Raw genomic sequence first — 5,174 nt, forward strand, 5'->3', positions numbered from 1 at the left:
GGTCGGGGCGGGCGGCGATGATGCCGGCGACCTTGGTGCCGTGGCCGACGAGGTCGACGGTGGGGCCCTTGGGGAGGTTTTCTGGGTCGTCCTTCTTGGGCTTGACGAAGTCGCGTCCGCTGCCGACGTCGACGGCCGGGCGGAGCTGCGGGTTGCGGACGTCGACGCCGCTGTCGATGACGGCGACCCGTACGCCCTCGCCCTGCGACTCGGCCCACAGGCGGTCGAGTTGGACGCGTTGGAGGGCCCAGGGGCGGCCGGGGATCGGTTTGCCGCCGAACTCGCACTCGCCGGTGGTGGCCAGGCGGGTGCGCGGGCGCTGGTCGTTGTCGGACGCGGTCGCTGGGGTCGCGACCGCGAGCGGGAGCAGGAGCGCGGGGAGGAGGAGTAGGGCGGTGGGGCGTCGCATCAGGACCCCTGCGGCTGGCGGGCGCTGGTGGTGTCCAGACGAGGGCCGGTGGGGAGGAACTGAGCCCAGGTCATGGGGACGGGACTGGGTTTGACGCCTCGGTAGCCGAGGCGGATCTGGGCCTCGTCGACCTCGGGGGCGCCGCTGTCCGGCTTGCGGCGCGGGGCCTTGTCGGTGCTGCTGTCGGTGTTGGACTGGACGGCGTAGCGCAGGCCGGTGTCGGTCATCAGGAAGACGCCGCCGGTGTCCGGGTCGCTGCCCTGGAACTGGCGGAAGAGCAGCCCGGCGCCGGGGGTGACGTAGGCGCTGGTGGACTTGTCGACCAGCGTGCGCGGGTAGTCCTTGCCGGCCCATGTGGAGACGGTGGTGCGGCCGGTGGTGGCGTGGACGGAGCGCAGGACCGAGCAGAGGGTGTCGCGGCCGCCCCGGTTGACCTGGGTGGCGCGGTGGCGGGGCCAGTCGTAGCGGGCGGTGGGGCTGTGGCGTTCGTCGGTGGGGAAGATGGTCTGGGCGCCGACGCGCAACGGGCGGCCGTTCTGGCGGAGTTCGCCGGTGGCGGGGCTGCTGAGTACGAGGCTGGCGGTGAAGGCGGTGACGGGGACGACGCGGCCGGGTTCGACGAGGTAGTGCTGGTCGCCGTCGCCGGTGGTGGCGACCAGCACCATGCCGACGCGGTTCGCGGTGTTGTCGAGGTCGTTGACGCCGGCGGGGGCGCCGACGTCGCCGCGCAGGCGGGGGAAGTCGACGGGGGTGCCATCGCGGTAGGTGGCCAGCCACTCCTTGCTGACGCGCTGCGGTTCGCCGCTGGCGAGGATGCGGACGAGGAGGTCGCGTTCCGGGGTGCCGGGTCGGCTGCCGTTCCTGGTGCCGACGCGGTACTTGGTGCCGTTGGCGCTGACCAGGTACTCGTCGCGGGTCTTCGCGTCGCGGACGTACATGACCTCGCCTCGACGGAGGCGGTCCTGGCCGTCGACGGCGTTGTGCTCGCGGGCAGCGAGGACAAACGTGCCGCGTTGCAGGGGGCGGCCGGGTGCCGCCGGCTTCTCGCAGACGGCCCAGCGCTTCGCGGTGCCGGCCTCCGTCTTGCCCGGCAGCCGGTCAGGGGCGTAGGGGATGCCGATGGTGGGGCCGTGCGGTATGCGACCGCTGTCCAGCTCGCGTTCGGCGACCTTGACGATCTGGTACGAGTCGGGGTCGAGGAGCAGCTTGGCGGAGGCGAGGTTGAGGACGGGGTGGAGCTGGGTCTTGCCGTCGGTGCGCAGGACGACGTACCGGGTGGTGGAGTCGCTGGCGATGATCACGTTCTTCCCGGGCTTGTCCCAGCCCTTCGGGGCCTGCGGGCGGAACATGCCCCAGGCGCCGAAGCCGGCGAGGATCAGTGCGCCGATGACCAGGCCCGGCAGGAAGCCGCGCAGGGGGCGCGGGGCGCCCTCGTCGCTACCGGTGGGTGAGGGGCGCAGGAAGGACGCGACGGTGCGCTTCTTCTCGAACGTGTAGGCGTTGAGTTCGTCGCGCCTGGACGCCATCGGTGGTCCCGCCCTCCCCGTGGGCCCGCCGGCCCGTCAACTGTCGCTTCGCGCCCGTCCCGTGGGGCGCTCCCCGGTGACAACTATGCCGGTGCGCGATCTCGGCGCGGCGCCGGGGTGCCCGCAAAGCTCCCCGCAGGCGGCGTTACCCACAACGCCGAGTCCGAGGGTGCGGGAGTTCGGAGCTCGGGCTAGATCCGGCCCGGCAGGGAACGGCCCGGCTGGGCGTGATCGGCATCGAAGCTGGAGATGCTTCCGTTGGAGCTGTAGTCCTTGGGTGCGAAGGGGCCGAGTCGGTTCGTGATCATGATCATGAACACGATGAAGCCGATGATGGTGATCACCGTCAGGGCAAGCCCCACCGGATTCTTCGTGTTGTAGTGGCCCGACGGAAGCATGATCGGCTCGTCGTCGCGGTCGCGCCCACGGTTGGATGCCATGCGGTGACGATAACAACGCATCGCTCGCGGCTAGTTGACCCGATTCCGGCCCCCACCTGGCCAGATGCATCGAAACGCATACGTTTCGCCAGGCAGCATCCACCCCCGAGGTACAGCGCGCTATCCACGCCGGAAACGCGCGAAAGGCCCGAGCAGGCGACACCGAACGACATCGAGGCGTACACTTAGTCCATTGGTTAGTCCACCCCTCGCGCCCTCGGAGGCCGCTGTGGAAGCAGCCCGGCAGTACAACGTCCATGAGGCCAAAACGCACTTCTCCCGGATCCTTGAACAGGTCGCGACGGGAGACGAGGTGGTGATCAGCAAGGCGGGTGAGCCGGTGGCGAAGGTCGTGCCGCTGCGCCCGAAAGTGCAGCGGACCGGGCGGGGCTCCCTTCGCGGGCAGATCCAGATTGCCGAAGACTTCGACGAGCTGCCCGACGACATCGCCGACGCCTTCGGGATGCGCTGATGCGGCTCCTTCTCGACACACACGTGGTGCTTTGGTGGTTGGACGACTCAGCGGAGCTATCCGATGAGGTCAAAGAGTTGCTCGACACCGCGCCCGCCGTGTACCTCAGCGCGGTGTCCCCGTGGGAGATCGCGATCAAGCAGTCACTCGGCAAGCTCGCGGGGCCGGACGACCTCGCGGAGCGGGCTCGGGACAGCCAGTTCAGCCCACTGGCGATTACGGCTGGGCACGCGGTGCGTGCGGGCCGGCTGCCGCTCATCCACCGAGACCCTTTCGATCGGGTTCTGGTGGCTCAGGCGCAGACCGAGGGGCTGACGCTGGTTACCCGGGACAAGTACATCCCGCAGTACGACGTGCGGGTCATGGCCGTGTGAGGTGAGCGTGCCGCCCGCGGGGCGGCGGGCGGCACGCCAGGCGTCAGAGCGAGAGGTCGGCTACTACCGGCGCGTGGTCGGAGGGGGACTTGCCCTTGCGGGCTTCGCGGTCGACGTAGGTGTCCTTGACGGCGGCGGTGAAGGGGGCGTTGCCGAGGATGTGGTCGATGCGCATGCCGCGGTTCTTGGGGAAGCACAGCTGGCGGTAGTCCCAGAAGGTGAACGCCACGTCGTACTTCAGGGGGCGGGGGTCGAGCATGGTGAGGCCGGTGTCGGTGAGCGCGGTGAGCGCGTCGCGCTCGGGCTGGGAGACGTGGGTGGACTCCTGGAACTGGTTGATGTCCCAGACGTCGGCGTCGGTGGGGGCGATGTTGAAGTCGCCGAGGACGGCGTAGGGGGCGTCGTCGGTCATCTCGGCGGCGACGGTCTCGCGGAGGGCGGCGAGCCACTGGAGTTTGTAGGTGTAGTGGGGGTGGCTGAGTTCGCGGCCGTTGGGTACGTAGACGGACCAGACGCGGACGCCGCCGCAGGTGGCGCTGACCGCGCGGGGTTCGGCGACGCCCTCGTACTCGGGGACGGCGGTGAGCGCGGTGACCGGGTCGTCGAGGCCGACGCGGGAGAGGACGGCGACGCCGTTCCAGCGGCCGGCGGAGGTGAACGCCGCCTGGTAGCCGGCGTCGGCGAGGGCCTGCTCGGGGAACTGCTCGGGCGGGCACTTCAGCTCCTGGAGGCAGAGCACGTCGGTGTTGCTGGACTTCAGCCAGTCCAGCAGTCGCTCCAGGCGGGTGTTGATGCCGTTGATGTTCCAGGTGGCGATACGCATGGCGGGAAATCTACCGGTCACACGGTGGTGGACTCGCCGGGGAGGAGGCGGCGGCGTTCCGCGCCCCCGATGCCGGGTCCGGCGGGGCCGAGCATGCGGCCGTAGATCGGGAAGGCGTTGTCGGACAGCAGACCGTCGTGCACGTCGTGCACGGTGCGGGGTGCGACCTCGCGGATGTAGTCGACGATCTCGGAGAACTTGTTCCACGGCGCCTGGAGCGGCACCAGCAGGGTCTCGACGGGGACGCCGGGCACGGTGAGGTTGTCGCCGGGGTGGAAGAGGGAGTCGTCGATGAGGTAGCCGACGTTGGTGACGCGGGGGATGTCGGGGTGGATGACGGCGTGCAGTTCGCCGTGGACCTGGACGTCGAAGCCGGCGGCTTCGAAGCGGTCGCCGTGGCCGACAGTGTGGACGCGGCCGGGGTAGGCGGCGGTGAGCTGGTCGGCGACGGCGCGCAGGGTCCAGAGTTCGGCGGCGGGGTTGGTGTCGAGGACGGCGCGGAGGTGGCCTTCGTCGAAGTGGTCGGGGTGTTCGTGGGTGACGAGGAGCGCGTCGGCGCCGTGCGCCGCCTCGGGCTCGGTGAAGCCGCCGGGGTCGATGACGAGCGTGCGGCCCTCCTTGTAGAGGCGGACGCAGGCGTGGCCCTGCTTGGTGAGGAGCGTGGCGGGCTCGGTCATGCGGGCCATTGTGCTACGCCTCGGGGGTCGTTTCCTCGCGGACGACACGCTGGGCGACGCGGAACGCGGCATCGGCGGTGGGGAGTCCGCGGTAGACGGCGGTGTGCAGCAGCACCTCGCGGATCTCGGCGGGGGTGAGGCCGTTGCGCAGGGCGGCGCGGGTGTGGTCGGCGAGGGCGTCGAGCTGGCCGGCGGCGGCGAGCGTGGCGAGGGTGGCGACCGAACGGGTGCGGCGGTCCAGGCCGGGCCGGGACCACAGGGCGCCCCACTCGGTCTCGGTGAGCAGGCGCTGGAAGTGGGCGGCGAAGTCGTCGGTGAAGTTGTCGGTGTCGGCGGCGGCGCGGTCGACGTGGGCGTCGCCGATGATCTCGCGGCGGAGGGCGAGCGCGTCGGGGAAGGAGGTCGTGGTGTCGTCGGCGGACCGGCCGGTGTCGGGGGCGGCCCGTGTCGGGT

At 70.8% G+C, this 5,174-nt stretch carries 8 protein-coding genes; 2 read left to right on the forward strand and 6 right to left on the reverse strand.

The annotated features are described in order from the left end of the window. The 3 genes from FNX44_RS23585 to FNX44_RS23595 form a co-directional block, all read right to left on the reverse strand. Positions 1-409, reverse strand: a 409-nt coding sequence (locus tag FNX44_RS23585) for a S8 family serine peptidase (protein WP_143650883.1), incomplete at its 3' end; no start/stop codon positions are given. After that, a complete protein-coding gene (eccB, locus tag FNX44_RS23590; RefSeq protein ID WP_143650884.1) occupies positions 409-1,935 on the reverse strand; it encodes a type VII secretion protein EccB in 1,527 nt (508 codons plus the stop codon). The genes FNX44_RS23585 and eccB, both read right to left, overlap by 1 nt. Before the next feature lie 191 nt (positions 1,936-2,126). After that, the gene (locus FNX44_RS23595; RefSeq protein WP_143650885.1) at positions 2,127-2,375 is read right to left on the reverse strand and encodes a hypothetical protein; all 249 of its coding nucleotides are present in this window, start codon (positions 2,373-2,375) and stop codon (positions 2,127-2,129) included. 229 nt (positions 2,376-2,604) lie between these two features. Here FNX44_RS23595 and FNX44_RS23600 point away from each other — a divergent pair, with 229 nt between their 5' ends. Together FNX44_RS23600 and FNX44_RS23605 are read left to right on the forward strand one after the other, a co-directional pair. Further along, positions 2,605-2,847 carry a type II toxin-antitoxin system Phd/YefM family antitoxin gene (locus FNX44_RS23600; protein WP_143650887.1) on the forward strand — a complete coding sequence of 81 codons (243 nt, stop codon included), beginning with the start codon at positions 2,605-2,607 and terminating at the stop codon, positions 2,845-2,847. Further along, the gene (locus FNX44_RS23605; RefSeq protein ID WP_143650889.1) at positions 2,847-3,221 is read left to right on the forward strand and encodes a type II toxin-antitoxin system VapC family toxin; all 375 of its coding nucleotides are present in this window, start codon (positions 2,847-2,849) and stop codon (positions 3,219-3,221) included. Before FNX44_RS23600 ends, FNX44_RS23605 begins: the two co-directional genes overlap by 1 nt. Before the next feature lie 43 nt (positions 3,222-3,264). On the opposite strand, the gene FNX44_RS23610 is transcribed toward FNX44_RS23605, so the two are convergent. The 3 genes from FNX44_RS23610 to FNX44_RS23620 form a co-directional block, all read right to left on the reverse strand. Further along, a complete protein-coding gene (locus FNX44_RS23610) occupies positions 3,265-4,044 on the reverse strand; it encodes an exodeoxyribonuclease III (RefSeq protein ID WP_143650891.1) in 780 nt (259 codons plus the stop codon). Between the two features lie 17 nt (positions 4,045-4,061). Continuing rightward, positions 4,062-4,721 (reverse strand): MBL fold metallo-hydrolase, encoded by a 660-nt coding sequence (locus tag FNX44_RS23615; RefSeq protein WP_143650893.1) that lies wholly within the window; start codon positions 4,719-4,721, stop codon positions 4,062-4,064. 13 nt (positions 4,722-4,734) lie between these two features. After that, the coding region (locus tag FNX44_RS23620) for a carboxymuconolactone decarboxylase family protein (protein ID WP_173019268.1) at positions 4,735-5,174 on the reverse strand (440 nt) is incomplete at its 5' end.

The organism is Streptomyces alkaliterrae (genome assembly GCF_007097205.2).
In the GTDB taxonomy this organism is placed as follows: Bacteria; Actinomycetota; Actinomycetes; order Streptomycetales; family Streptomycetaceae; genus Streptomyces; species Streptomyces alkaliterrae.